This window comes from Synechococcus sp. W70.1, assembly GCF_047461515.1.
GTDB lineage: Bacteria > Cyanobacteriota > Cyanobacteriia > Thermostichales > Thermostichaceae > Thermostichus.
Map to the genome: position 1 here is coordinate 1 of NZ_JANSHH010000034.1, position 25093 is coordinate 25093.

18 protein-coding genes, 1 tRNA gene and 1 pseudogene are annotated in these 25093 nt (G+C 61.3%); 7 read left to right on the forward strand and 13 right to left on the reverse strand.

The genetic code is table 11. The features are described 5' to 3' along the window. The first annotated feature begins 171 nt into the window (after positions 1-171). On the forward strand, positions 172-1221 hold the full coding sequence (gene ruvB / locus NW808_RS09735; protein ID WP_414421062.1) for a Holliday junction branch migration DNA helicase RuvB: 1050 nt from the start codon (positions 172-174) through the stop codon (positions 1219-1221). Between the two features lie 24 nt (positions 1222-1245). Here ruvB and NW808_RS09740 read toward each other — a convergent pair whose 3' ends face one another. After that, positions 1246-3945, reverse strand: a complete 2700-nt coding sequence (locus NW808_RS09740; protein WP_414406304.1) for a phycobilisome rod-core linker polypeptide — start codon at positions 3943-3945, stop codon at positions 1246-1248. Positions 3946-4152: 207 nt separating this feature from the next. Here NW808_RS09740 and NW808_RS09745 point away from each other — a divergent pair, with 207 nt between their 5' ends. Then, entirely contained in the window at positions 4153-6282 is a 2130-nt protein-coding gene (locus NW808_RS09745; RefSeq protein WP_414421063.1) for a glycosyltransferase 61 family protein, read from the forward strand. On the opposite strand, the gene NW808_RS09750 is transcribed toward NW808_RS09745, so the two are convergent. The 5 genes from NW808_RS09750 to NW808_RS09770 form a co-directional block, all read right to left on the reverse strand. Next, positions 6283-6366, reverse strand: a tRNA-Leu gene (locus tag NW808_RS09750). It abuts the gene before it with no gap. A 44-nt stretch (positions 6367-6410) separates the two neighbouring features. After that, positions 6411-8381, reverse strand: a complete 1971-nt coding sequence (locus NW808_RS09755) for a tetratricopeptide repeat protein (protein ID WP_414421064.1) — start codon at positions 8379-8381, stop codon at positions 6411-6413. A gap of 736 nt (positions 8382-9117) precedes the next feature. Continuing rightward, a complete protein-coding gene (locus NW808_RS09760; protein WP_414410246.1) occupies positions 9118-10698 on the reverse strand; it encodes a chlorophyll a/b binding light-harvesting protein in 1581 nt (526 codons plus the stop codon). A gap of 48 nt (positions 10699-10746) precedes the next feature. Further along, positions 10747-11256 carry a flavodoxin FldA gene (gene fldA, locus NW808_RS09765; RefSeq protein WP_414358087.1) on the reverse strand — a complete coding sequence of 170 codons (510 nt, stop codon included), beginning with the start codon at positions 11254-11256 and terminating at the stop codon, positions 10747-10749. Positions 11257-11312: 56 nt separating this feature from the next. Then, positions 11313-12347: a chlorophyll a/b binding light-harvesting protein gene (locus NW808_RS09770; protein ID WP_414421065.1), complete on the reverse strand. Its 1035-nt coding sequence runs from the start codon at positions 12345-12347 to the stop codon at positions 11313-11315. A 390-nt stretch (positions 12348-12737) separates the two neighbouring features. On the opposite strand from NW808_RS09770, the gene NW808_RS09775 reads away from it, so the two are divergent. Then, entirely contained in the window at positions 12738-13970 is a 1233-nt protein-coding gene (locus NW808_RS09775) for an imelysin family protein (RefSeq protein WP_414421066.1), read from the forward strand. Between the two features lie 206 nt (positions 13971-14176). Here the strand turns inward: NW808_RS09775 and NW808_RS09780 are convergent, their stop codons facing one another. Then, positions 14177-14356, reverse strand: coding sequence for a hypothetical protein (locus NW808_RS09780; protein WP_414410259.1), 180 nt, complete (start codon positions 14354-14356; stop codon positions 14177-14179). Here NW808_RS09780 and NW808_RS09785 point away from each other — a divergent pair. Further along, on the forward strand, positions 14318-14452 hold the full coding sequence (locus NW808_RS09785) for an MGMT family protein (protein WP_414410243.1): 135 nt from the start codon (positions 14318-14320) through the stop codon (positions 14450-14452). The genes NW808_RS09780 and NW808_RS09785 overlap by 39 nt on opposite strands. Positions 14453-14568: 116 nt before the next feature. On the opposite strand, the gene crtH is transcribed toward NW808_RS09785, so the two are convergent. From crtH to NW808_RS09805, 4 genes are all read right to left on the reverse strand, one after another. Next, positions 14569-16116 (reverse strand): carotenoid isomerase, encoded by a 1548-nt coding sequence (gene crtH, locus NW808_RS09790; protein WP_414421127.1) that lies wholly within the window; start codon positions 16114-16116, stop codon positions 14569-14571. A 94-nt stretch (positions 16117-16210) separates the two neighbouring features. Beyond that, positions 16211-17140, reverse strand: a complete 930-nt coding sequence (locus NW808_RS09795) for an ABC transporter permease (protein WP_414395939.1) — start codon at positions 17138-17140, stop codon at positions 16211-16213. Next, positions 17134-18255, reverse strand: a complete 1122-nt coding sequence (locus tag NW808_RS09800; protein ID WP_414421067.1) for an ABC transporter ATP-binding protein — start codon at positions 18253-18255, stop codon at positions 17134-17136. The genes NW808_RS09795 and NW808_RS09800 overlap by 7 nt, the downstream gene beginning before the upstream one ends. A 76-nt stretch (positions 18256-18331) precedes the next feature. Continuing rightward, entirely contained in the window at positions 18332-19165 is an 834-nt protein-coding gene (locus NW808_RS09805; protein WP_414421068.1) for a PD-(D/E)XK nuclease family protein, read from the reverse strand. Positions 19166-19361: 196 nt separating this feature from the next. Between NW808_RS09805 and frr the strand changes: the two genes are divergently transcribed. Both frr and NW808_RS09815 read left to right on the forward strand, forming a co-directional pair. After that, positions 19362-19910, forward strand: a complete 549-nt coding sequence (gene frr, locus NW808_RS09810; RefSeq protein WP_414348012.1) for a ribosome recycling factor — start codon at positions 19362-19364, stop codon at positions 19908-19910. A gap of 54 nt (positions 19911-19964) precedes the next feature. Continuing rightward, positions 19965-22115 (forward strand): annotated as a pseudogene (locus NW808_RS09815) (CBS domain-containing protein); the annotation flags it as partial. A gap of 538 nt (positions 22116-22653) precedes the next feature. Here the strand turns inward: NW808_RS09815 and cbiB are convergent. Beyond that, a complete protein-coding gene (gene cbiB, locus NW808_RS09820; RefSeq protein WP_414405218.1) occupies positions 22654-23580 on the reverse strand; it encodes an adenosylcobinamide-phosphate synthase CbiB in 927 nt (308 codons plus the stop codon). 49 nt (positions 23581-23629) lie between these two features. After that, positions 23630-24094, reverse strand: a complete 465-nt coding sequence (locus tag NW808_RS09825; protein ID WP_414421069.1) for an RrF2 family transcriptional regulator — start codon at positions 24092-24094, stop codon at positions 23630-23632. A gap of 88 nt (positions 24095-24182) precedes the next feature. Between NW808_RS09825 and rsmI the strand changes: the two genes are divergently transcribed. Further along, positions 24183-25091: a 16S rRNA (cytidine(1402)-2'-O)-methyltransferase gene (gene rsmI, locus NW808_RS09830; RefSeq protein ID WP_414410240.1), complete on the forward strand. Its 909-nt coding sequence runs from the start codon at positions 24183-24185 to the stop codon at positions 25089-25091. The last annotated feature ends 2 nt before the right edge of the window (positions 25092-25093 follow it).

Genomic DNA, 25093 nt, shown 5'->3' on the forward strand with positions numbered 1-25093 from the left:
CCGGCTGTGCGGGGCTAGTGCCTCCCCAGGTTTCCTGACTCTACTTCCCCTGGCCCCAGCGCCAGGGGTTTTTTTGGTTGCCGCAATTCTCCTGGCGGCTAGAAAGACCGCGACGTTTTCCCCTTTGGCCTTTTAAAGTTAAAGTTGGGCCGTTGTATCTGCAGGTAACAGATGGCAATTATTTCTTCTCGAGAACGAAGCCCAGAGTCGCCTCTTGACGCAAGCGAAGCAGGAAGGGGGCTGCTGCTGCAGCCCCAGGCTCAGGCTGGCGAAGCCCAGGAAGACTCCTTGCGCCCGCGCACCCTAGCTGAGTACATCGGCCAGACGGAGCTCAAGGAAGTGCTCTCGATTGCCATTGCAGCCGCCCGCGCCCGCGGGGAGCCTCTGGATCACCTCTTGTTCTACGGGCCCCCTGGCCTGGGCAAAACCACCGTGGCGGCAGTGCTGGCAGCGGAGATGGGATCCCGCTTCTACATGACCACCGCTCCAGCGCTGGAGAGCCCCCGCGACATTGCTGGCTACTTGGTGCGTCTCAAGCGGGGCGACGTGCTGTTTATCGACGAGATCCACCGCCTGCCTAAGGTTACGGAGGAATTGCTCTATCCGGCAATGGAAGATTTTCGCCTCGATATCACCATTGGCAAAGGCCGCTCTGCCCGCATTACCTCCATACCCCTGGAGCGCTTTACTCTCATCGGAGCCACTACCCGCATTGGCGCTCTGACCTCGCCGCTGCGGGATCGCTTTGGTCAGGTGCAGCGGCTGCGCTTCTACGAGCCTCACGAGCTGGCGGAAATTGTGTTGCGCAGCGCCCGCCTCTTGAACACCTCCATTGATCGGGAGGGAGCCGAGGAGATCGCTCGCCGCTCTCGAGGCACGCCTCGCATAGCCAACCGCCTTCTCAAGCGAGTGCGCGATTATGCCCAGGTGCGGGGCAATGGCCACATCAGCCGCGAGGTTGCGATTGCTGCTTTGGAGTTGTTCCAGGTGGATCCCATGGGTTTGGACTGGACGGATCGCAAGTTGCTAACCCTACTGGTGGAGCAGTTTGGGGGAGGGCCGGTGGGCCTGGAGACAATGGCGGCCATAACCGGCGAGGATCCCCAGACCATCGAGGAGGTGTACGAGCCCTATCTCCTGCAGATTGGCTATCTGCAGCGCACACCCCGCGGGCGGGTAGTTACCCCTGCAGCACTGCGACACTTGGGCTACGCCGCCTAGCCCTCTCCCAAGAGCAAAAAGGAGCTAGCTGCGATCGTTTTTCCCCACCGGCCTAAAACTAGGTACCACCAACTCTTTGTTTTGCTTGGTGAGGCGGCCATACAGCTCTTGGGTGTTGGGAAAGTTGGCTGCCGGCAGGGTGGGGAAGCGGCGGTAGGGCACCGTGTCCTCGCCAAAGAGATCCCGGTACTCCTGGGTGTTGAGCAGGGCGCGCACGAAGGCCTTTAACCCCTGGGTAGCCAAGATCTGGTTGTATTTGCGGATCTCCTGCTGGTTTAGGGGTGCGCGGCCTAGGAAGTGCTTGGTGCCCAGCTCGATGACCTTGGTGTTGGGGTAGGGGGCATAGAACTCAGCGCGGTACAGTTCGGAGCACCCCAGCGCCTCGATAAACTCCTTGACGGTGATCTCGCCATTGCGCAGCTTAGACTCGGCAGAGCTAAGCTCGGCGCTGATGTTGTAGATGTCCATGTCGCGCTCGAAGATCTGCCGGTAAGCAGCGCGGATGAGGTTGTTGACCTCGGCTTTGTTGGCCAAGCTGGTGAGCTTGAAGACAGGGATCTCCTGACGAATCCTGGGCACCCCTTGCTGGACGCGCCGCTGGATTTCCAGCTCGCCGGAGGGCTTGTCCTGAGGCTGGCCCAGCTTGACGAAGAGGGGGATATCGTCGTCGGTGCGGATGGGCCGGGTAACCACGGCCATGTCGCTGGATCCAGGGCGCATCCGCCGCCGCGCTAGGCCAGCAGGGGTGAGGTAGCGTTCGTAGGGCACGATATCTTCCCCAAAGACCTGCTGGTACTCCTCACTGTCGAGGATGGCGTCTACCACGGCGTAGAAGCCCTGCTTGGAGGCAATGTCGAACAGGCGGTTCATCTCCTGCCGCCCGTAGGTGGGCCGGCCCAGCAGCTTGCGGTGGATGAACTCGATGGCTTTGCAGACGTAGAGGCTAGACCAGTATTTGTTGCGGAAGAGATCCGACTTGGCCAACTGGCGGACAAACTCTCTGACGCTGATTTCTCCGGATTCCAGCTTGATTTCCCAGCGGGTTAGCCGTTGGCCGGCGTAGGGCACATAGCCATACACCTGCTGGTAGCAGGCGCGGATGACCGCTTGCGTCGAGACTTCGCTGCCAACAATCCCAGCCCGTACCCCTAGCCGCCGGCTGCGATCCCCAGGGGTCTGGGTAAGCTTGAAGACTTTGGGGCCAAGGCTGCCGGGATCCCCGACCGCCTTGGGGTTGGTGCGAGCGTTGGTAAGAGCAAAGCCGCGCCGGATGAGGATGCGCTTGACATCCTTGTTGAAGGGGGCCGGGCTGGCGTTGAGGGAGCGGGTCTCTTTGGGGAAGATGGCGCCAAACTGGATCTCCAGCGGATCGTTGCCGACGCCATAGGGGTGCTGATCCGGCAGAGGACGGTTGTAGCGGGCGAAGAGGGTGATAAATTGTGGCACCTTGCGGCGAGGAGCCGCGTAGTTGTAAAGGTCGAACTTGGGCCCCCAGTTGGCGCTGGTCTGGGCTTCCACCCCCAGCTTGCGCAGGTAGGGCACCGTCTCCTCACCAAAGTAGTCGCTGTACTCGCGGCTGTCGACCAGGGCGTCCACCAGACCTGCCAAGCCCTTGCTGGAGACGATGGCAAAGTAGGTCTGCACCTCCTCGCGGGTCTCTGGGGCCCGCCCCAGGAAGTGGCGGAAGGCCAGCTCCACCACACGGCTGTTGATGTAGGGCTCGTAGAACTGTTTGCGGTAGAGGTCTGATTTGCCTAGGCGGCGGATGAACTCCCTCATGGAGATCTCGCCGTTTTTCACCTTGGACTCCAAGTCGGCCAGCTTGAGGCCATAGGCGCGGCGGATATCCCGCTCAAACACCTGCCGGTAGGCAGCCTTGATCACTTCCTCCTTCTCGGCGTTGGAGAGCCCCGGCTTCATGGCAAAGACGGGCACTTTTTCTGCCGCCAAGCTGTAGACCTGAGGCAGTTGGAGTCCCTGCAGGGGCAGGCCGTCGGCGGTGCTGGCATTGCGCTGCCGCAGCTTGTCGGAGGGGGCAGGGGCAATGAACTCGCTCAACAAGACGTCAAAATACTGGTTGATGATGGCCACCGCCTCAGCATCTCTGCGGAAGTAGCTGGCCGAGGCCCGCTTCATCTCCTGGAGGGCAACGATGGTGGCTTCGGCGGAGCAGGCATTTTCGATAATCTCCCGCAGGCCACGGGTGTTAACCACAAGGATATTGGGATCCCCGGCCACAAGGGCGTAGGTGACGTAGCGCAAGAACCAGCTTAGATCCCGCAGCGACTTGCGCATGTTGGCAGCCCCGTAGCGGGCGATGCTGATGGGGCGGAAGTTGGGCGGGATCTCGACGCCACTGGCGCTGAAGAGGTTGCGGATGGCCTCGATAAAGCCCCCCGTGGATTCCACGTAGAAGGCCGTGCCCAGCTTGAAGGCCTCTTTCTCATCCTGCGTGGCTTCTGGCCGCTCCAGATAGGCCATGGGGGAGCCGCCGGTGAAGATGCGGTTGGCGGCCCGACTGACAATGATTTCAGAATTGGCCGCCAGAACCTCGGCAATCTCCAGCCGTTTTAGACCAGTGGAGAAAAAGTCCTCGAGGCGATCCAGCTCAGTGCGCGACAGGTAGCGATCCTGCTGTTCCGCCTGGGAGATGGTCGATAGGGGCAGAGTTTGGTAAAGACGCGGACTGGAGAGGACGGCGCCGCCGGATGCGTTGATACCCATCGCTTCTTAAACTCCGCTTATCGATTACCGAAAAGTTTCCAACCAAAACCACGAGCCCTGCTCCACCCCCCTCTTGCCGTCGAGGAAGTAGGGACGCCGGACCCCTGAGGGAGAAGCCAAGCCTAGAATACTAGGGGGATGCGCCCGGAGTGGGGAGGTTGTTGCAGTTTGTAACACTCCTGCTCAGCTCCCTTCTCAGCAAAAGCCATGGCCTCTACCCCTCTTGTCCAGGACCCTCTCCGGAGCCATTGGGAGCAGGGATCCTACGAGTCGGTTGCCCAAGAGCTGTTGCAGCAGTTGGAGCAGGGATCCCAGCATCCCCTGCTCTACTGGTGGTTGGGAGCCGCCTACCTGCTCCTAGGGCGAGAGCTGGAAGCCCAGCTTACCTGGCAGGAAGGGGTGGCGCTGCTAATGGGAAAAGGCCTGGGCGAGCTAGAAGCTAGCCGCTGCTGGGCAGAAGGGCTGCAGGAGCTGGCGGAGGGGCTGTGGGAAAGAGGCCACTGGCCGCAGGCGGCGGCCTTGTATCGGCAACTGGTGGAGGGATCCCTTCCCGCCGAGCTAGAACCTAGGCAGGCCCTGGCCGCCCATCGCCTTGGCCGAGTCCAGGAGCGCCGTCGGCTGTGGCTAGAAGCAGCAGCGTGGTTTGAGCAGGCTTGCCGCCGGGATCCAACAGCCGCGGAAAGCTTTTGGCGCTGGGGTCTGGCCCTGCTCAAGTTGGGCCGGCTGCGGGAGGCGCTCTCCCCTCTCCAGGAGGCAGCGAGGCTAAGGCCAGACTGGGGGGATCCCTGGGTGCAAATGGGCCTGGCTTGGCTGGATCTGGGGGAGCTGGAGCAGGCGGTGGTCTGCTTTCAGGAGGCAGCGGCGCGGGGCACCCAGACAGCGGAGCTCTACAGCTACTGGGCGGAGGCCCAGGTGCGGCGGGACGACCCCCCGGCAGCTTGGGAGAAGTTCCAGCAGGCGCTGGCTGCCGAGCGGCAGTGGCTGCAGGCTTGGTGTGAAGGCAGCGGCAGAGACAGCTCCCTGCGGCTGGAGCTGGAGCAAGCCCTCCAGGGATCCCCGGGCAAGCTTTGGCAAGAGCGGTATCGCCTCTGGCGGCAGCGCTGGATCCCTGCAGAGGCAGCTCCCCCTTCCCCGGCCTGCCAGAGCCCATCGCCCAGGGCCAGCGACCCCCTGCCCGTGCCCAGCCAGGGCTACCTCACCACCCGGCAGTGGCACCAGGCCACGGGCGAGGGCAGCTACCGGGTGTTGGATCCAGAAGGGGTTCTCTACCTGCAAGCCCCTCCGACGGCTGACCCTGCCCTTGGGCAAAAGCTGCGCTCACAGCGGATCCCCTTGGCCGAGACCTTTGTGGCCCAGATCCCGCAGGGATCCGTGCACGTGGGCCACTATCCCCGCCACCTCTACGCCAGCTTTGCCAGCGCCGTGCTTACCCGTAGGGGGGAGTTGCTGGCCGATGTCTCCCCCGGCTTGCCACCGCCGGAGTTTCTCGACTGGGACTGGAAGTCGGAGCACCTGGAACACCACCCCATTTTGGACTTGCCCCACCTGCCGCCGCCGATTCCGCTGGAGGGCTCTGCTGCCCTCTTACCCTTGGGGGCGGTCAACTACTTCCATTGGATGGTGGACATCCTGCCCGCCCTCGAGCTCCTACGCCGCGCCGGCTTCCTCGAAAAGGACATTCCCATCTTGATCCATGGCTACCAGGGCAAGCCCTTCCAAGTGCAGAGCTTAGCTGCCCTGGGGATCCCCACAGAACGCCTTCTAAGCTTCGAGCAGGTGGGGGGATCCCATCTGCAAGCGCAGAACCTCATTGTGCCCTCGCTAGCTGGGCCGGTGGGGTGTCTAACCCCCAGGGGCTGGAAGGTGCTGCAGCGACTGGTTCCTCTGGGGCAGGCGGCGGATCCCTTGTTGCCGCGGCGGGTTTACATTAGCCGTCGTGCTGCACGCTGGCGGCGGGTCATCAACGAGACGGAGGTTCTGGAGGCCCTGCGCCCCTGGGGCTTTGTGCCTGTGCAACTGGAAGCCCTTTCCCTAGCCGAACAGATAGCCTTGATGCAAAGGGCAGAGGCAGTCATGGGGATCCACGGGGCGGGCCTGACCAACCTTGCCTTTTGTCAGCCTGGCACAATTGCCATCGAGATCTTCCCCAGCAACGCCGTGCTCCCCTACTTCTGGAGCCTTGCCCAGGTGGTGGGGCTAAACTACTTTCCCCTAGTGGCCCCAACCTGCGACCCCGCCCTGGTGGCCCTGCTGGCTAGCCCAGAGCTAGACCGGGAGGATGCCTGGGTGTCGGTTCCGGCTCTACTGGCCTTGCTAGAGCAAACAGGGCTGCAGTAATGGGATCGGAGGGACTCGAACCCTCACGTTCTTGGGGAACAACGGATTTTAAGTCCGTAGCGTCTACCATTCCGCCACGATCCCTGAAGTAGCCGTACTACTCTACCAAAGGGTTTGCTGTGGGGGGGCTAGGAGGCTTCTATAGGGAGAGTATGGCATGCCAGCTTCTGGCAGACAGCCTGGCGCAGGAAATGAGCTAAGGCCGCCACGCAGTCTCGATCCTCAAGAAGCAGGTCGCGCCGCTCTTGGATTTGCTGAGCGATTTGCTGCCGAAATTGGGGATCCGTTCCCAGTTGTACGGCCAGCTCTTCGTAGCGCTGGAGGTCTGGGGCAATTAGAAGCTCAAGGCCCATTCTTTTGAGGATGGCGTAGGTGTGGCGGCCCCGCAGAAACCGGCCAGGGCAGGTGACCACTGGCAAACCGGCAGCAATGGCTTCCAGGGTGGTGATCCCGCCCGACCAGCCGTAGGAGTCCAGCATGATGTCCGCACAGCGATTGAGATCTAGGTAGTCTTGATGATCCAAGGCGGGCAGGATCCTACAGTGGTCTTCCACCGCAAGGCCATAGCTGGAAAAGATGGAGGCAAGCCGCTGCCAGAAGCGCTGACCAATGGCGGCATTGGGCAAGGCCAAGAAGACAAATTGGGCCCTGGGCACTTGCCGAGCAATAGCTGGAAAAAGGTAGTCGTATTGCGGCAGGTACTTGCCCAAATACTGGCAGGTGAGATAGACAACGGCCTCTTGAGGCAGACCAAAGTCCTGGCGGTAACGTCTCTGGGGAGGCAAAACGGGCTTTTCAAAACAGGTACCCAGGCGGGGCAGTCGAACCAAGGTTTCGCTGTAGTGGGCCTGCCCATCTTCAGGCTCCATGAGGTCGCTGGAGAGAAAGTAGTCAATGGTCGACAGTCCCGAAGTAACGGGATGAGCCCAGGTGGAGCATTGGACGGGGGCTAGCCGCAAGGACGCCAGCTGCAACATAAGAGGAGAAAGGCCAATTTCCAAGTACACCAAAACATCCAGCTGATCCTGCAAAATTTGGCGGGCAGCCTCTTCAAAGCCGGTGGGAATGTGGCGGAAGACATCGGCATGCTGACGGTATTGCTCCGTCAGGAAATCAACTCTGGGATCCAAGTGGTAGGCAAAGACCTGGAAAGGCTGCTTGGAGCTGGCCTTTAAGTACTTCACCCACCCCAAAGAAAGGCGGCTGTAAGAGCAAGCGCGCATGGAGGCCGAGACAAACCCAACGCGAATGGGATCCCCTGGCCGGGCTTGCCGGGGAAGATACTCCCAATCGGGGTAGGAGGCTTTCACAATGCGCTGCACAAACTGAGCGTATTTCTTCTGCAGCTCCAAGTCGTCGTAGCCCTGGTACTGCAGAAGGTGAGGCGTTCCCCAACTTGACCCTAAAAAGGCAAGCCGCCGCTGCTCTGGGGTGTCTAGGGGCGTCTCCTGAATGAGGCGATCCAGGTGCTCTACAAAGCGCAAGCGAAAGCGGTGCAGCTCCTGTTCATCCTGATAGATAGCCGGCAGATAGAGATGGTAAAGCCAGCGGGCTTGCACCAAGTTAGGATCCAAAGTCCATGCCTTTTCCAGGTGAGCCAGAGCCGCGCTGTGTTCCCCTTGCTCGCGATGGGCTATCCCCAGATAAAAATGCACCTCAGCCCAAGGGATCCCTGCTAGTGGATCTGGATTTTCTAACAACGATCCCAGCAAGGAGATTGCCTCTTCTTGGCGGCCTAGGTTAACAAGAATCTTGCCCGCTTGAAAGGCAGAAAGGTAAGCCTTGGGATTGAGGCTCAGGCTCTGCCGATAGCAAGATAGAGCCTTTTCCAGTTGCCCCAAAGACTCATAGACAACGCCCAGGTTGTGGTGATAGAGGGCTACGCGGGGATTGAGCTCAATGGCCTCGGCAATCAAAGCAGCCGCCCATTCCTCCTCCCCTTTGGCGTGGGCCACCGTCCCCAGCAGATGGAGAGCGTCGGCTTGATCTGGAAACTCCACCAGAATTTCTGAGTAGATGGCTTCCGCTGTCCGCAGGTCGCCAGCCTGCTGGGCCTGGATCCCGGCTAGAAGCTTCTCTGTAAGGGTGAGATCCGACATCGACAGCCACGGAAGCCGGAGAACTTCCCCCACTATAGGCGCTTCAGCTCGGTCAGAACCCTCCTCACCGCCCCCTGAGGCTCATGTTGCCAAAAGCACAAGAAAACGGTATCCGCAGCTCTGCGAGCAATCCACCAAAACCCCAAAAGGCTGATTCTTTCGTCAGATCCCTCGACGCCTTGCGCCACAAGGCTTTCAGGCCCCAAAGCCCCCTCGCCAAAGCTCTTTTTGCCAACTTTTTCTCGGATCCCTCGCAAATGGGTCTTGCATCCCTTGCCCTGCTTGGGTTTAATGGGGGTAGAGTTCCCCCTTTGTGGGGATCCCTAGAAATTGGAAACCCGATGAGATGTACCGGTCGATCCCAAGCTTTTAGGTATTCGTATAGCAGCGTCACGACTGTCTCCAAACTACAGGGCTCATCCTGGGTTTGGTGATACTCCCAGTAGGCTACACGGAAACATTTTCCCAGGGATCCCAACAGAGGCCGATCGAAAAGCTTTAGACTGGGAGAAACGCCCAAATAAAGTGCTTCAAAAGAAGGCGCAGAAGCGGAACCTAAGCTCATTTTATCCATCCCATTTCGACGGTCGAAAGATTAAAGTTGCTGGCTGACAAAAGCTTCATAAAAAAGGGTTATCGGATCCAGAAGCCGGCAGGCAAAAGGTAGAGCCAGATCTCGACAGAGAGGAGGGGATGAGGATCTCCCCTCCCTGCTTTGAGAAGCCTCAACCCTCCTTTACAGCCCCGGCAAAATCTGGGCTACCACATCGCCGCTGCCCAGGAGCATGTAGGCAAACAGGGCACCGCCAACGCCGCCCACCAGAAACCCTCCGGCCAACTGGCTCCAACCGGCGCGGGTGCGCAAGTTTTCCGGCAAATCCTCAGAGCCTGCCGGCACGCGCACCGGCTGAGGGGATCCCTGCGATTCGGCCATCAGTTGCACGCCCGGCGTCGGATAGGCCACCTCGCCGTAGGGGGTATTGACCACTGCCACCAGCCGCGAGCGAGGAAAGGACACCCGTCCGTAAATGGAGAGACAAACCGTCAGGATCAGCACCAGGCCGATGGTCGCCAGCGTCCCTGCCGTCAGGGCCTCCTCCGAATTCCGCAGCGGACTCAACTTGTAAAACGGCCCCACCAGGAAGTACCCATGAGCCATGCCGATCTCCAAGCCGCGCAAAAAAGGAGAGAGGCCCTCCCGGTAGATGGGCAGGTTTTGCAGCAGCAGCAGGGTGAGATCGCCCCGGTTTACCGGCGTGTCCAAGTTGCCCACCTGCGGATCTGTGGCTCGCACCCAGCCCCCGTGCTGGAAGTCAAAGCCGCTGGCTGCCGCCCGCGCCCGGATGGCATGCCAGATGTGCCCCGCCAAAAACAGGATCCCCAAGACAAAGTGGGCTGTGGCCAACCAGGTGCGGCTGCTCACCACACCCATCTCGTCGGCAGCCAGCCCCAGCGGCCCGTAGAAAGCCACCGGATAGGCGATCTCGTTGACGCTGACAAAATAGGCCGCCAAGATGCCCATGTAGGCCAGGGCCCCCAGGCTGTAGGAGAGGTAGGCTTCGCCCGAGTAGATCAGCACCTGCTTGGCCCAGGCAAAGGGCCGTGTGGCTATGTGCCACCATCCCCCCAGCACACAGAGCAGGCCGACATAGATGTGCCCTCCCACCAGATCTTCCAGATTGTTCACGGCGGCCATGCCCTGCTGGCCCATGAGCGGCGTCAGGTAGGCAAAGATCCGCAGCGGATTGAGGGTGGGATCCGTAACTACGCGCACGCGGCCCAGTTGAGCATCGTACAGCCCTCCCCAGAAGAGCGCTTTGGCCACCAGCAACCAGGCCCCCAGCCCCAGCAGCAGCAGGTGGATCCCCAGGATGGTGGTCATCTTGTCGTCGTCTTCCCAGTCGTAGCCGAAAAACTCGGCAAAGGTTTCTCCCTTGGCCAGCACCTCCGGCCCCAAAAGGGCGTGGAAGATCCCTCCTGCCCCCAGCACCGCCGAGGCAATCAGGTGCAGAACGCCCACCACAAAAAAGGGATAGGGATCCGTGGCCACCCCCTCTGCATTCACGCCGATGCCCAACGTGGCCAAATGGGGCAGCAAGATCAGCCCCTGGCTGCCCATGGGCTGAGCCGGATCCCAGTGGGCCACCTCAAACAAAGTCATGCCGCCGGCCCACAGCATGATCAACCCCGCATGGGCCACGTGGGCCCCCAGCAGCTTTCCGGACAGATTCACCAAGCGAGCATTGCCCGCCAGCCAGCTCACCTGAGGGGATCCCTCAGCAGAGGTAGGCGATGAAGATAGAACTGCGCCAGTCATGACAAACTCCCACAGTATCCACAACAAGCTAAGAAGCCGAGTTTGAGATTACAGATTGAAGAGTGTTTTGAGTTTGGCCGTCCACTCTTTAATTCGTTTTTCCGTCAGCTCCGGCTGATTGTCTTCATCCAGAGCAAGGCCGACAAACTCGCCGTTAACCACTCCCTTGGACTCATTGAACTCGTAGCCTTCTGTAGGCCAGGAGCCGACGTTTTTTCCGCCGCGCTCGGCAATTTTTTGGGCCAGGATCCCCATGGCATCTTGAAAGTTGTCGGGATAGCCCAACTGATCCCCAACTCCAAAATAGGCTACCGTCTTACCGGAAAAATCGATTTCATCCAAATAGGGGAAAAACCCATTCCAATCGGCCTGCAGCTCCCCGATATTCCAAGTTGGACAGCCGATGATTAAGTAGTCGTACCTATCAAAGTCCTCAACCGTGGCCTCGGCAATGTTGATCAAATCTACATTGTCTTCGCCCAGCTCTTTTTGGATCATCTCAGCGGCTCTCTCGGTATTTCCGGTTTGAGTGCCGAAAAATAGACCTACTTTTGCCATTGCTCCTACCTCGAAACTGCAAGTGCAAAGCTCAAAATCAGATGGCTAGATTGCCGTTAGGCCTGCTGCGCTGCAAGTTCTACTCTGCCGGTACGGAAATTGAACCCTCGCGCTTTCAGGGCATGGAACAGGTGGCCCTGAAGGAAGAAAAAGGCCAGCCAAAAATGGGCATTGGCCAGCCAAACCCTAGATGTGAGAGCTCCCCCTTGCTCAAAGAAGGGATAGCGATCCAAGCCCACCTGCAGCAGCGGCCCATAGAAAACTTCGGGATAGACCACTGGGTTAACGGCAACGAAATAGGCGGCAATAAATCCCATCAAGGCCAAAGCTCCCAAGCTGTAGGAAAGATAAGCTTCCCCAGACCAGATAAAAATCCGTTCTGCCCAGGCAAAAGGCTTGGTCGCGATATGCCAAACCCCACCTGCCACCAGGAGCAAGCCCAGCCAGAGGTGGCCGCCCACCACGTCTTCTAAAGTGTCCACCCCGGCGATCCAGTGGCGCCCTTCTATGCCCAACAGGTGGCCAAAGGGGTTCCAGTTGGGAGACACCAGGCGCACCTCTCCTGCCACCGGGTCGAACAAGCCGCCAAACACCACTGCCTTGAGCACCAAAAGCCAGGCTCCCAATCCCAGCAGCACCAGGTGGATCCCTAGGATGGTGGTCATCTTGTTTTTGTCTTGCCAGTCGTAGCTAAACAGGGGAAAGGCTTTGGGATCCAGCACCGCCGGCCCGCGCAGGGCATGAAAAATGCCGCCAAACCCCAAAAAGGCAGAGCTGATGAGGTGGATCGCTCCCACCGCAAAGTAGATATCCGTATCCAGGACTTCCCCGCCGGATCCCACCCCCAGCCCCAAGCTGGCCAGGTGGGGCAAGAGAATCAGCCCCTGCTCATACATCGGTCGGCTGGGGTCAAACTTGGCCAACTCGATCAGGGTCATCGCCCCTGCCCAGAGAACGATCAGCCCGGCATGGGCCACATGCGCCCCCAGCAGCCGGCCAGAAAGATCGGTCAAACGGGCGTTGCCCGCCCACCACGGGATCTGTTGTTGCGAGCCAGATCCCCCTTCTTGCTTGAGTGTCGTCGCTGTCATCTCCGCTCCTCTTGCGTTTCTAAACAAGCTTTTCTAGGAAAAGGCCAGAGACCTTGCCCCAGGCCCGCCTCTGGCCGCACGGACACATCCTTTCGAGACACGTAACCAACTGTTGAGAGTAAATCTCAACAGCGAGCTGTGACCTACTCTAGGCTTCTTGCAAACAAATATCAATGTCTTTAGAGTTAAGTTTTGTTAAGAGTCGGACTTGTATCCGCCCATAGCCCCACCTGGGGAAACTGCAGATGGAAGCTGGCCCGCAGAGGGACGAGCCGGGCGATCCGGTGGCAGCCGGTGATAAAAATCTCTCCCTTCTTAAGATTGAGTCGCAATAGCTGGATTACAATCAAGCCAAAGTTGGCCAAGTCGAGGGCGAAGGAGTCGGAGGAGATGTCGAGGTATCTGAAGCTGTGGACGGGGATAGGGCTTTATGTTCTGGTCAGCGGGGCCGCTTGCGGGGAAACCCAAAAGGATCCCTCGGCTGCGGGCGGCGGGGATCCACCGGCCCTGAGCCAGGCTTCGCCTCAGCAGGCAGCTCAAATGAACCCGGAGTGTCGGCCTATCCCGGTGGATGGCGGCGGCGAGGGTGGGGAAGAAGGGGCAGGCTCTCGCCGGCCAGCCGTTGTGCTCTCTCCTGAGCAGCGGTTTCAGGATCGGCAGATTTTGCTCGACTTTGCCGATCAGGTGGTGATCCCTGCCTATGAGCAGTTGGTCGCCGATACCCAGGCCCTGTCTCAGGCCATCCAGGCCTTCGTGCAAGATCCCAATGCCCAGACTTTGCAAGCGGCTCGCCAGGCTTGGTCTGTTGCCCGCATCACTTGGGAGGAGAGCGAGGCTTTTGCCTTTGGGCCGGCGGCTTATTTGGGGCTGGATGCGGATTTGGACGAATGGCCCCTGAACGAGGTGGAGGTGCTGGAAGTTCTCAACAGCGGCGATCCCCTCACTCCAGAGACCGTGGCCAAGTTGGAAAGCGGGCAAAAGGGATTTCATGCCGTGGCCTTCTTGCTCTTTGGCGTGGATAACAACAAGTCTTTGCAAGACTTTACCGAGCGGGATCGGGAGTACTTGGCTGCCCTTGGCCCAGTTTTGGCGGATACGGCGGCAAAGCTGCTCAAAAGCTGGACAGAGGGAGTGCAAGGGCTGCCTGCTTTTCGCGAAGAATGGGTAAAAGCCGGCGAGGGCAGCAAGAGTTATCTCACGCTGCAAGCTGCTGCTGAAGAAATAGCCCAAGGTATTCTCGGCATGTTGGACGAGCTGGGCAAGGTCAAAATTGGCGAAGCCTTCGCCCAGCAAAATCCTTTTCTGCTGGAAAGTCGCTTTGCCCACCATTCGCTGCCGGAGTTCCAGGCCAATGTGCGCAGCGTTCAGTATGCTTACTTGGGCGGATTTAGAGATAGAAAAGGTCGTGGCCTGAGCCAATTTGTCCGGGACATCAATCCCAATTTGGATAGTCAAATTCAGTCGGAGTTACAAGCAGCGGCGGCGGCTCTCCAGGGGATCCCTGCCCCTATCGAAAAAAGCCTTTGCGATGCCAATGCCCGTGGATCTATTACTGCCGCTATGGAAAAAATTGAAGACGCTTTCGACAGCTTTGCTCAGGAAGTTGTGCCGCTCCTGCAGTAGTAAGAAAGTCCCAAAAGAGCTGAGTTGCCGATATTTTGATAGCCGATGCGTCGTCTTCTCCAGATTTTCATGGTTCCCCCTTTGTGGGGATCCCTAGAAATTGGAAACACCTGATCGCTCTGGACGAAGAGCGAAAGAAACTCCTAGAGTTCCCCCTTTGTGGGGATCCCTAGAAATTGGAAACAACCGCCAGGTGCTCCCAAACTTCACGCGCCTGTGCAGCGTTCCCCCTTCGTGGGGATCCCTGGACAGCCGACGACGAGATCCCCAGCACCCAGGGCGTAGAGCGTCTCTGCCGTCTCCTCCGTCAAGCACACGATGCGCTCTGGCAATCGCGGTCGCGGAACATGTCTGCCAATTATCGGGATTGCTTCGAGCGAGTCCACAAAGTGGTTTGCCAGATTCTGGCAGGCAAAGTTACTACCTACGGTCACCTTGCCGAGGCCCTGGGGGTACGCTCCGCTGCACGCAGGGTCGGTTGAGCGCTCTAGGCTGCCCGCTTCAATGCCTCACCCCGACGCTCATGCAAGAGCTCTCGCAGTCGGAAGGGGTTCAATGCAAGACGACTGCGGGGGGTTCATAGAAATTGGAAACAGCTTTAGGAGAAGTCCGCCGCTACCCGGTGGGCGCAGGCAAAGCCAGAGAAAGCGACGGCGTTGAGTCCCTGGCCGGGGAAGGTGCTATCCCCCACGCAGTAGAGGTTGGGGATGGCCGTGCGGTTGAAGGGCATGCCCAAGAGTCCCCAGGGAGTGCCGCGAGGGATAGGGCCGTAGGTACCATTAACGCGGCCTAAGAAGCGGCGGTGGGTGCGGGGCGTGCCCACTTCCTGAAGTTCAATGTGGGATCCCAGCTCTGGCCAGAGGGCCTCCAGGCGGCGGATAAGGCGCTGGGCTGCCGCTTGTTTTTGCTGCCGGTACTGCTCTGGGCTCAAGCCCTGCCACGTCTGCATCCAACTGGGGGTAAAGGCGTGGACAATGTGGCGGCCTGGTGGGGCCAGCTCCGGATCCAAAAGGGTGGGGATGGAGACGAAGATCGTGCCCTGCTCCGCCTCCATGGCTTGCCAGTCTTCGAGAAGAATGTGGTGGCAGTAGCGCTCACCGGCCAGGGCCTCGGCCCGCACCCCCAAGTGCAGGCTCAAGAAACTGGGGGACTGTTGATAACGGCTTTGCCAGCGCCGCTCCGCTGCCGGAAAGGGTCCTGGCCAGAGGCGGCCAAAGGTATCCCAGCGGGTGGCATTGGAGATGATCTTGCGCGCAAAGAGCTTTTCCCCCGTGGAGAGCTCGACGCCCACGGCCCGGCCCCGTTCTGCCAAAATCCGCCGCACCGACGCTCGGTAGCGGATTTGCCCCCCGCAGGTCTCTAGCCCCTGGGCCAGCTTTTGAGCAATCTGCCCCACCCCTCCCTTGGGGTAGTTGACGCCACCGTAGTGGCGGTCGCAGAACACCATGCCAGCGTTGATCATGGGCGTGCGCTCTGCCGGCACCACCGACCAGCAGTAGCACTCCATATCCACAAAGCGCAGCAGCGCCGGATGGCGGAGGTAGCGCCGCGCTACCTGGCCCACATTCACCGGCAAATAGCGGGCCAAAGTCAGGCAGGCGCGCGGGTGGCCGACAAAAGAGCGCCAGAGATAGCTCCACTCCTCCAAAGAGAGAAGCTCCAGGGCGTTAAGGCTGTTGAAGATAGGCCAGAAGCTGTCGTAGAAACGGCGGATGCTGCCCGCTTCCTGAGGGAAATAGCTAGCTAGCTCCTGCAAAAACTCCTCGTAGTTCCGGTGTACGCGCGGGCTGAGCCCCTGGGGCAGGTGGTAGGCAATCTGCACGGGGTCGGGGATGGATTCCAGAGTTTGGCCCACAGCAGCCAGGGCACGGGTGAGCAGGTTGGTGGTGCCTTGAGTGCCCAGGCCAAAGATCATGGAAGCCCCGACATCAAAGCGATAGATCCCGTTGCCGTTGGGATCTGGGCGCTCGAAGTAGCCAGCGCTGCCACCGGGGATGAGGTATTTTTCCAAAACCAACACCTGGTAGCCCTTGGCCGCCAACTGGGTAGCTGCCACCAGGCCGCCAATCCCAGCGCCAATGACAATGACATCCCAAACAGAAGGGGGGGAAGCGGGAGGTGCCGCAGCTTGAGGTCGAGAAAACAGCGTCTGGGTCAAGGGATCCCTCTAGCGCAACGCCAGTATCCTCAACCTACCAGAGCTTCAGGCAGCATCCGCCATCCCATCTCAGGGCAGCGACTTAGATTAGATCTTCCAGGCCGCGGCTGCCGACGTAGCGGCTGTAGGCGTAGACTAGCCCCAGGCTCAGGCCAGTAACCAGAAAGCTAAGGGCCGCTCCAAAGGGGTAGTCCAGGCTCGCGCCAAACTGCATCTGAATGACATTGCCAATCAAGAGCGTCTTGCTGCCCCCCAGCAAGTCGGGCACCACGAACATGCCCAGGGCCGGGATCCCAACCAAAATCAGCCCCGCTGCCAGCCCCGGCAACGTTTGGGGAAAAAGCACCCACAGGAAAACCTGCCAGCCGTTGGCGTAGAGATCCCGTGCCGCCTCGGCCAGGCGCCAGTCGATGCGCTCCACGGCTGTGTAGAGGGGCAAGACCATGTAGGGCAAGAACGTGTAGATCATGCCCAGATACACCGCCAGCCAACTGGGGTAGAGAGCCGTCTGGGGCGGAATCCAGCCCAGCCAGGCCGCTAGCCGCGCCGGCCACCCCTCCGGGGCCAACACCACCATCCAGGCGTAGGTGCGGATCACCAAGTTGGTCCAGAAGGGCACCACCACCAGCGTCAGCAACAGATCCCGCTGTCGGGGCGGGTGGGCGGCGATAAAAAAGGCCAGGGGATAGGCCAGGAGCACACAGAAGAAGGTGGTAACTGCCGCCACCAGCAGGCTGCGGCCCAGGATCTGCCAGTAGATGGGCGTCCACCCTAGGGGACCGTAGCCAAGAGCGCGCAGGTAGTTGGCCAGCGTCAAGGGCAGGCCCACCTGGCCAAACTCGCCGCGGCTGAGAAAGCTACAGGCCAAGAGCAGCAGCCCCGGCAGCACCAAAAACGTTACCACCCACAGCACCCCCGGCCCGGCAAAGATCAGGCTGTGCAGCAGCTCCTGCCAGGGCGTGAGCAATTCCCCGGCGCGCACTTGGGCAGGCTTCTCCAAGCGCTTCAGCATGGGGAGTCCTCCCGCCGGGGATCCGGCCGCAGGCGCACCAAGTTTTTGGGAGGAAGATGGGCCACCAGGGCCTCCCCAATGGCAAAATCCTGGTCTTCGATGTCGGCGTTGAGGGTGAGGGCCTTGAGCTGCTGGCCGCTAGCTGTGCGCAGGAGGTACTGGTTTTCTGCCCCCGTGTAGATGAGGTTTTCCACCCGCACGGGCACTTGGTTGGGCAGCAGATCCCAGCCGCTCCGAGAAAGCCGAATCTTTTCCGGCCGAATGGCCAACTGCACTGGCTCCAGGGTGGGTTGGATCCCAGGCACCTTGAGCTTGCCCAGGGGCGTCTCGACGCAGTCGGTGCCGCAGGCGATCCCTTCAATGAGGTTGCTGGCCCCCAAAAAGTCCGCCACAAAGGCCGTTGCCGGGCGCTCATACACCTCGTCAATGGGGCCCACTTGCTCAATGCGCCCAGCCCGCATCACCGCCACCCGGTCGCTGGTTACCAAGGCCTCCTCTTGGTCGTGGGTCACGAAAATGAACGTCATGCCCAGGCGGCGCTGCAACTCGCACAACTGCACCTGCAGCTGCTTGCGCAATTTGGCATCCAAAGCCGAGAGCGGCTCGTCCAATAGCAGCACCTCTGGCTCATTGACCAAGGCGCGGGCTAGGGCCACCCGCTGCTGCTGCCCGCCGGAGAGCTCCTGGGGCTTGCGCTTAGCCAGATCCCCAATCTCCACCAACTCCAAAGCGGCGGCCACCCGCTTGCGCAGCGCTTCCCCTCGCACTCCCCGCATGCGCAGGCCAAAGGCGACGTTCTCTTCCACGGTCATAAAGGGAAAGAGGGCATAGCTCTGGAACACGGTGTTGACGTTGCGCTTGTGGGCAGGCAGATGGCCCACCGGCTGCCCCCGGATCACCACCTCTCCGCCATCGGCAACCTCCAGGCCAGCGATGATGCGCAGCAGGGTGGTCTTGCCGCAGCCGGAAGGGCCCAAAAGGCCAAAAAACTCCCCCCGCTGAATCTGCAGGTCAATGCCATCGAGGGCCACAACATCGCCAAAGCGCTTGCGGATTCCTCTAAGCTCGACACTCCATTGGCAAGCCTGGGAGAGGTCAGCAACGACACCGGCCATTGCAGTTAACAGCCCTGCTCAATTCTTAACCCAGTATGCAAGTTGGCGGCGCCAGGGGGATGGGGAGGCCGGCACCCTACCGCCATTCTGCCTCCGGCATCTCTTCCCCTGACGGCTCCTGGGCTGCCCAGACCCAATCCGTGAGATTTTGGTTGGGGATCCCTTGCCCCATTAGCCCGTGGCAGCGGGCGCAAAACAGGCAAGCAGCACAGCGCTCGCCATAGGGTAGGGGAGGGAAGTCCTGGGCCTCCAGTTGCCGCAGGCGGTTCAGGGTAGCTTTGAGGTGGGCCAGATCCCGCTGGTAGGCAGCAGCGCTGTAGCGCCACTGAAAAGGCCGCTGGGGGTGTTGCACATACCAAAGGGTCAGTTGCACCTGCTCCGGCTCAAAAGGGCCTTCCAGGGGCAGTTGGTGGGCCAACCCACACACGAGCAGCGGGTAGAGGCGCACCTGCCAGTCCTGGGCCAACTGTTCGTCGGGCGGGCGCTGCCGCTCCGTCTTCCAATCGACAATGTGCAGGGATCCCGGGGCAATCACCAGCCGATCCAGACGGGCAGTGAGGTTAAACCCCTCAATCCGCTGCCGGAGGGGCAATTCCGCCAACACCCGCCCCTGCGGTTGGGCATGGGGACTGGCCAAGAACACCTGCCACCACTGGCGTACTGTTTCGTCTAGGGCCGACAGGCGCGGCTCCACCTGCTGCCCGCGGCTATACCACTCCACCAGGCGGTGAAACTGCCGTCCCCGCTGCTGCTCCACTTCGTGCTCAAAGGCATCGGCGGCAGGCCAAATCAGCCGCTCTAGGTACACGTAGCAAAACAAGCGGGGGCAGTAGTCGAATAGCGCCAGGGCTGCGGCCGAGAGGTTGACCTCATCAAGACTCCACCTCAGCGGGGAAGGAGCAGCGAACATGGCTCAAGGAGAAGCATTATGGCCATTCTATTGGACTGCTAGGGGGTCGGCTGCCAGGAAAAGAGCGGCCTCTGGATCCCCAAGGGGGGCTAGACAAAGCGATAAAATTAAACTCAGGCTCACGCTAGAGGTCTTGGTTTTTTGCCGCTAGTGGCCGAGCGTCTGCAAACTGTCTTACTTAAGCGAGGAAAACGCCGTGGAGCTAGCTGAGATCGAGGAGTTAATGAGCAAAGCGGTGCAGGCCACCCAGCGTTCCTTTAGCACGGTGCGCACGGGGCGAGCCAACGCCAGCCTACTGGATCGGGTTCAGGTGGAGTACTACGGCGTTCCCACTCCCCTGAAGGCGCTAGCCAGCATTACCACTCCAGATGCCAGCACTCTCCTGATCCAGCCTTTTGATCCCTCGACCCTGGCAGCAATTGAGCGGGCCATCCTCGCCTCCGACCTGGGCCTGACGCCCAGCAACGACGGCAAGGTCATCCGCCTCACCCTCCCCCCCCTGACGGAAGAGCGGCGCAAAGAGCTAACCAAACAGGTGGCCAAGCTGGCAGAGGAGGGGCGGGTTTCCATTCGCAACATCCGCCGCGACGCCATTGACGCCGTGCGCAAGCAGGAGAAAAACGGCGAGATCTCCGAAGACGAGTCCAAGAGTCGGCAAGAAGAGATCCAAAAGTTGACTGATCGCTACATCAAAAAGATTGATGAGCTGCTGGCGGAAAAAGAAAAGGAGCTGACCACAATCTAAACGCCCCTTTCCATTACTTTTTTGGGCCTAGGCCAGCAAGGCGCTGCTGCCAGCATGGATCTCATCCTGTGTCACCAGTCGGCGGACTTCGACACCTTGGGAGCGGCGGTAGGCGCAGCACGGCTGTATCCAGGCGCCCGCATTGCCCTAGCTGGTGGATCCCTGCCGGGAGTGCAGGAGTTCTTGGCCCTCTACCGGGACGAGTTTCCCCTCATCGAGCTGCGCTCGGTGGATCCCCGACAGGTTCAGCGCTGGATCTTGGTGGATTGTTACGATCCGGATCGCCTCGGTAAGGCTGCGGCCTGGCTGAGCGTTCCTGGGGCGAAGATTGAGATTTTCGACCACCACCTGCCTGCCACCTCGCTGGAGGAGGTATGGCCGCAGCAGCAGGTCAGCGCTCACATTGAAGCCGTGGGCTCCACCTGTACCCTTCTCGTGGAGCGGCTGCAGGCGGCCGGGATCTGCCTCAGTCCATTTGAGCGGCTGGCCCTGGCCTTGGGCATTCACGTGGACACGGGATCCCTGACGTTCCCAGAGACCACCGCCCGCGACGGCGCTGCCCTCACCTGGCTGTTGCAGCAGGGGGTGAACCTGGTGCTGTTGCGGCGCTTTTTGGGGGACGGCCTCACCCCGCCGATGCAGGAGCTGCTTGGCCAGGGGCTTGCCCAGATCCAGGTAGAGACGGTGGGGGAGTACCGCTTGGGCACGTGGCTGCTGGATCTGCCGGAGTTTGTGCCTGGCCTGGCCGGCCTGGTGATGCGGCTGATGGAGCTGACGGGGGTGGACGTGCTGCTCTTGGTGGCGCGGCAGGGGGAGCGGCTCAGCCTCATTGGGCGGGCGCGGCAGGAGTTTGCCCAACTGGGCCAGGTGATGGCCCGCTACGGCGGCGGCGGCCACGACTGCGCGGCGGCAGCCACGCTGAAAGCTTCCCCGGGCCGGCCCTTGCCCGATCCAGCCCAGGTGCTGGCCGACCTCAGGCAGGCGGTTAAGGAGCGGATCCCGCCGCCGGTGACCGCTAAGGATCTCATGTCCTCGCCGGTGCGCACCATCCGACCGGAGGTGACCATCCAGGAGGCCCAGCGGGTGCTGCTGCGCTATGGCCACTCCGGCCTGGTGGTGGTGGATGCCCAGGGCTGCCTGGTGGGGGTGATCTCGCGGCGGGACATTGACATTGCCCTGCACCACGGCTTTGGCCATGCCCCCGTTAAGGGCTACATGACCACGGAGGTCAAGACCCTCTCCCCCGATACTCCGCTGGCGGAGATCCAGCGGCTGATGGTGCAGTGGGACATTGGCCGTCTGCCCGTGCTCCAGGATGGCCAGTTGGTGGGCATCGTTACCCGCACCGACGTGTTGCGGCACCTGCACGAGCTGCCGGCTCTCTCGCCCCGGTTGGCCGCTCCTGAGCTTTCCTGCCCCCTGGATCTCTCCTTTCCGGCCCTGTCGCCGCAGCACCGCCGCTTGCTGGAGGTGGCGGCCCGCCTTGCCGACGAAAAGGGTCTGCGGCTGTATCTGGTGGGGGGAGCGGTGCGGGATCTGCTGCTGCACCAGTGGGGTCGGCAGCCTCCCTCTTGCCTGGAACGGCTGGACCTGGACTTGGTGGTGGATGGGCCTTACCCCTCAACCTCCCCCGGGACGGATCCGCCAGGCTGGGGGTTGATCCTGGGGAAAGCCCTCAAGCAGCACTTCCCGGAGGCGCGCTTGGAGATCCACGGCAAGTTCCAAACCGCCGCCCTGATCTGGCCAGGGGGCTTCTGTGTGGATATTGCCAGCGCCCGCACGGAGTTTTACCCCTACCCGGCCTCGCCTCCTGAGGTGGCCATGGGATCCATCCACCAGGATCTCTACCGGCGAGACTTTTCCATCAACGCTCTGGCCCTGCGCCTCAACGGCCCGCAGCGGGGTCAGTTGCTGGATTTTTTCGGCGGGCAAGCTGATTTGCAAAAGGGAATTATCCGCGCCTTGCACCCCAACAGCTTCATCGAGGATCCCACCCGCATCTACCGGGCAGTGCGCTTTGCCGTGCACCTGGGCTTTAGGCTAGACCCGGCGACGGAAGAGTGGATCCGCGCCGCGGTAGCTAGCGGCCTTCACGACGCTGTCGGCGGGGAGCGCCTCAAGCAGGAGCTGGCCTACATCCTCCGCTCTCGTGACTGGCCCTTGGCCTTTGAGCGGCTCTCAGCGTGGGGAGCCCTGCGCTGCATCCACCCTGATTTAAGCTGGGAGCCCTCCCTGTACCGGCGGCTACAGCGGGTGGGCCGCTGGGCCTCTCACTTCCGCCGCCGCTACCCCGAGCTGGGATCCCAGGAAATCTGGCAACTGCGCCTGGAAGCCCTGCTTCTGGCGCTGCCCCAGGCGCCCCAGGTGGCCAGCCAGCTCCACCTCACCCAGGCAGGCATCGAACGCCTCCGCCATTTCCCCTCCTACCAGACTCTGCTGGCGCAACTGGAGAGCGGATCCCTCTCCCCAGCTCAGGTGGTGCAGCTACTGCAGAGGCTGCGCATCCCGGCGCTAATCCTGTTGGCTGGGCTTGCCGACAAGCCAGCGCGGCGGCTGATCTGGCGCTACCTGCAGGAGTGGCACTGGGTAAAGCCGCCTCTTAACGGCCACGATTTGCGTCGCCTGGGCTACGGGCCAGGCCCTCTGTTTCAGGAGATTCTGGATGGCCTGCGCTACCTTACCCTCAATGGCAAGCTCTCCACCCGCGCCGAGGCAGAAGCCTGGCTACGGGAACACTACCCTCTCAATCCCAAAGCCTCCAGAGAAGGGCCAGCCCCACCCCTAGACCGCTCCACACTCCCAAAACCTGTCGCAGCAACTGCAAACTTTCCCGCACCACCTGGGGGCTCAAGGGGCGAGCCGGGATCCCCAACTTCGGCTTAACCTTGGGAACGCCGCGGTAGAAGTTGGTGCCTCCCAACTGAATTTGCAGCCGCCAAGCAAAGGCCGCCTCGCTCCAGCCCGAATTGGGGCTGGGGTCTGCCTGACCGTCGCGGCGACAGCGCTGCCAAAACTCCCAGGGATCCCCGCCGAGCAGCGCCAGCGTCAGTACCGTCAGCCGGCAGGGTAGCCAGGTCAGGACGTCCTCGCAGCGGGCTGGCACTGTGCCCAGGTAGGTAAAGGGGGCATGGCGATAGCCCACCATGGAGTCCAGCGTGCTGCTGGCCTTGTAGGCCAAAGCCAGCGGCGCTCCCCCCAGAAAGGCGTAGAACAAAGGGGCCGTTGCCCCGTCAGGGGTATTCTCTGCCACGGTCTCGATCACCGCCCGCAAAATCTCTGGCTCCGTCAGGTGCTCCGTATCCCGGCCTACGTAGCGGCTAAGGCGTTGGCGGGCCTGGGGCAGATCCCCCTTTTCCAGGGAATCCAACACTTCCAAGGCGGCAAAGCGCAGGCTGCGCCCCCCTAGGCAACTGGCCATTAGGACGGTCTGCATCAGGATCCCTGCCCAGGGGTGGAGTGCCTGGGCGATGGCAATCAGACTCCAGCCCGCCGCGTAGGAGCCCGCCACCAACGCCAAGGTGAGCATTGCCCCGCCCCAGCGCTGGGCTGAGGGAGTTAGGCAGTGCTGGAGGATATAGCCTTGGCCCCAGGCAATCACCGCCCCCATGACCCGCACTGGGTGAGGCCACCCCCAGGGATCTGCCAGCAGGTAGTCCAGGGCCAAAGCCATCGCCAGCACCAGCGGGGCCGTTGGCTGAGCGGGGAAAAACAGCCAAGCTTCAGACCACAAACTTTCCCTCCTGGCTTTGGGCTGCCTGCCAACTGCGGGCGTCAAAATACAAATCTTCCAGGGTCGTTTCCTCCAACACCTGCCGCACTCGCTGGGCAATCCGTGCCCAGAGGGCCGCCGTTACCCAGTCCGCTCCCGCGCCGGCGCTTTCTTGAGGAGCTCTTGCCCCCTCTGAGCTGTTGGTGCGGAGATCCAAGGACTCCCCCACCGCCGCCAAAATGGCGCTAATGGGGATTCGCTGCGGCGGCCGTGCCAGCCGATAGCCCCCCTGCGCCCCTCGCTGGGAGCAGACCAAGCCAGCTTGGCGTAGCTCTATCAGCAGCTTTTCCAAGTAGGGGGCCGGGATCTGCTGTCGCTCGGCAATCGCCCGCACCGACGCCCTCTGGCCCTTGCTAAGCATCGCCAGATCCAGCAAAGCCTTGATGCTGTAGGTGGCTCGCGTCGTCAGGCGCACCGGCAGTCTCTTCTCCCTTTTCCCCTCGATCCTGTCACAGGCAGCTAGCCTGGAGATCTCAGGATCCCCTTAGCCTTAAGGCTTGGCCATGGAGCGCCCCAGCGCCGCCCTTTACTTAGTGGCCACTCCCATTGGCAACCGCGAAGATATCACCCTGCGGGCCCTGCGAGTTTTGCAGGAGGTGGACTGGGTGGCGGCAGAAGACACCCGCCACTCCGGCCAGCTGCTTAGCCACTTTCAAATCTCCGCTCGCCTCATGAGCTACCACGAGCACAATGCAAGCCGGCGGATCCCGCAAATCCTCAAGTACCTGGCAGCAGGGCAGTCGGTGGCCCTCATCAGCGATGCCGGCACACCTGCTCTTTCCGATCCAGGCCAGGAGCTGGTGCGCGCCTGTATCCAAGCTGGGATACCGGTGATCCCAATACCTGGCCCTGTGGCGGCGGTGGCCGCGTTGACAGCTTCGGGCTTGCCCACCGACCGATTTGTCTTCGAGGGCTTTTTGCCCCTCAAGCCCCGTCAGCGCCAAGCACGCCTGCAGCAACTGGCCCAGGAAGAGCGCACCATCGTCCTCTACGAAGCCCCCCACCGCCTGCAGCGGACTTTGCAGGATCTCCTCGTGCACTGCGGCCCTCAGCGGCAGATCGTGCTGGCCCGCGAGCTCACCAAATGGCACGAGTCCTTTTGGCGGGGATCCCTGGCCGCTGCTCTGGAGCACTGCCTAGCCCAGCCGCCGCGAGGAGAATTTACCCTGGTTTTGGAGGGACGGCCTTGCTCAGAAAAAGCCGAGGAGCTCTCCCCTTCCGAAGCAGAAGTGCGCCAGGAGCTGGCTCGCCTGCTGGCTAAGGGCCTGTCCCGCTCCGCTGCCAGCCGGCAACTGGCCCAGCGTCTGCAGGGATCCCCCCTCTGGACGCGGCGCCGCCTTTACCAGCTTTCCTTGCAGTTGGAGCCCCTTCCCAGCGGGGATCCCGACGACGAGGCGGAATCCCTGGGGTAGGG

Coding starts and splice junctions, on each gene's coding strand:
- ruvB (WP_414421062.1), top strand. CDS start 172: ATGGCAATTATTTCTTCTCGAGAACGAAGCCCAGAGTCGCCTCTTGAC.
- NW808_RS09740 (WP_414406304.1), bottom strand. CDS start 3,945: ATGGGTATCAACGCATCCGGCGGCGCCGTCCTCTCCAGTCCGCGTCTT.
- NW808_RS09745 (WP_414421063.1), top strand. CDS start 4,153: ATGGCCTCTACCCCTCTTGTCCAGGACCCTCTCCGGAGCCATTGGGAG.
- NW808_RS09755 (WP_414421064.1), bottom strand. CDS start 8,381: ATGTCGGATCTCACCCTTACAGAGAAGCTTCTAGCCGGGATCCAGGCC.
- NW808_RS09760 (WP_414410246.1), bottom strand. CDS start 10,698: ATGACTGGCGCAGTTCTATCTTCATCGCCTACCTCTGCTGAGGGATCC.
- fldA (WP_414358087.1), bottom strand. CDS start 11,256: ATGGCAAAAGTAGGTCTATTTTTCGGCACTCAAACCGGAAATACCGAG.
- NW808_RS09770 (WP_414421065.1), bottom strand. CDS start 12,347: ATGACAGCGACGACACTCAAGCAAGAAGGGGGATCTGGCTCGCAACAA.
- NW808_RS09775 (WP_414421066.1), top strand. CDS start 12,738: ATGTCGAGGTATCTGAAGCTGTGGACGGGGATAGGGCTTTATGTTCTG.
- NW808_RS09785 (WP_414410243.1), top strand. CDS start 14,318: ATGTCTGCCAATTATCGGGATTGCTTCGAGCGAGTCCACAAAGTGGTT.
- NW808_RS09795 (WP_414395939.1), bottom strand. CDS start 17,140: ATGCTGAAGCGCTTGGAGAAGCCTGCCCAAGTGCGCGCCGGGGAATTG.
- NW808_RS09800 (WP_414421067.1), bottom strand. CDS start 18,255: ATGGCCGGTGTCGTTGCTGACCTCTCCCAGGCTTGCCAATGGAGTGTC.
- NW808_RS09805 (WP_414421068.1), bottom strand. CDS start 19,165: ATGTTCGCTGCTCCTTCCCCGCTGAGGTGGAGTCTTGATGAGGTCAAC.
- cbiB (WP_414405218.1), bottom strand. CDS start 23,580: ATGGCTTTGGCCCTGGACTACCTGCTGGCAGATCCCTGGGGGTGGCCT.
- rsmI (WP_414410240.1), top strand. CDS start 24,183: ATGGAGCGCCCCAGCGCCGCCCTTTACTTAGTGGCCACTCCCATTGGC.